Origin of the sequence: Psychrobacter sp. PG1 (assembly GCF_014897815.1) — a bacterium.
Classification (GTDB): domain Bacteria; phylum Pseudomonadota; class Gammaproteobacteria; order Pseudomonadales; family Moraxellaceae; genus Psychrobacter.
Genome location: NZ_JABUZG010000075.1, coordinates 1 through 895 on the forward strand (window position 1 = coordinate 1; position 895 = coordinate 895).

Here is an 895-nt window from a genome sequence, read left to right on the forward strand (position 1 = left end):
TGAGATGCCCATAGACGAATTTATCATCAATATCTATTTAATGGTAGAGCAATATTACAAAATAGTCGTCACCAAACCCTTGCGAGGGGCAGGTTATGCGCCAAAGCTGAGTGATCCTGAGATTATTTGCATGGAACTGGTCGGTGAGTTTTTACACCTTGATCAAGACAAACAGATTTGGCAATACTTTACCCAGCACTGGCAATCTTGGTTTCCAGCCATCGGCTCATATCCTAACTTCGCAAAGCATTGCGCGAATTTGTGGCAGGTCAAACAGCGGATACAAGATACAGTCAGTCAACTTGAAGGCCGTGACAACATCCATTTTATGGATGGTTTTCCGATACCCGTCTGTCATTATGGACGCGCGTATCGGCATAAAAACTATCAAGACTTAGCGGCTTTTAGCTACTGTGCGGCTAAGCAAGAGAGGTATTATGGCTTTGAGGGACATTTGCTGGTTAACTTATCGGGCATGATTAAAGGCTTTACCGTTGCCCCTGCCAATGTTGATGAAAGAGCGGTTGCGCCTGATATTACTGACAATATCCATGGTTTGCTCGGCGCTGATAAAGGCTATATCAGCCCTAGTCTGACATCGTACTACGACGCTCAAGGAGTGGATTTACAAACGCCACTCAGAGCCAATATGAAAGAGGATAGACCCAAACCTGTGGTAAGGCGGCTAATGAAAGCCCGCCGTATCGTTGAAACAGTCATTGGTCAGCTATCAGAACGATTTAATATACAAAGGGTACGGGCAAGAGATTTATGGCATTTGTCTCATCGATTGATTCGTAAGATTCTGTCACATAATCTATGCTTTGTACTCAACAAAAAACTTGGTAACCCGCCTCTTCAGTTTGAGTTGCTTATTTCAAGTTGAGAGTGGGGT

1 protein-coding gene is annotated in these 895 nt (G+C 44.0%); it reads left to right on the forward strand.

The annotated features are described in order from the left end of the window. The first annotated feature begins 4 nt into the window (after positions 1 to 4). Entirely contained in the window at positions 5 to 886 is an 882-nt protein-coding gene (locus INT03_RS11920) for an IS982 family transposase (RefSeq protein WP_193009114.1), read from the forward strand. Positions 887 to 895: the final 9 nt, after the last annotated feature.

Bases quoted from the DNA above. Each gene is read 5' to 3' on its own strand.
- INT03_RS11920 (WP_193009114.1), top strand. From the start codon at position 5: ATGCCCATAGACGAATTTATCATCAATATCTATTTAATGGTAGAGCAA.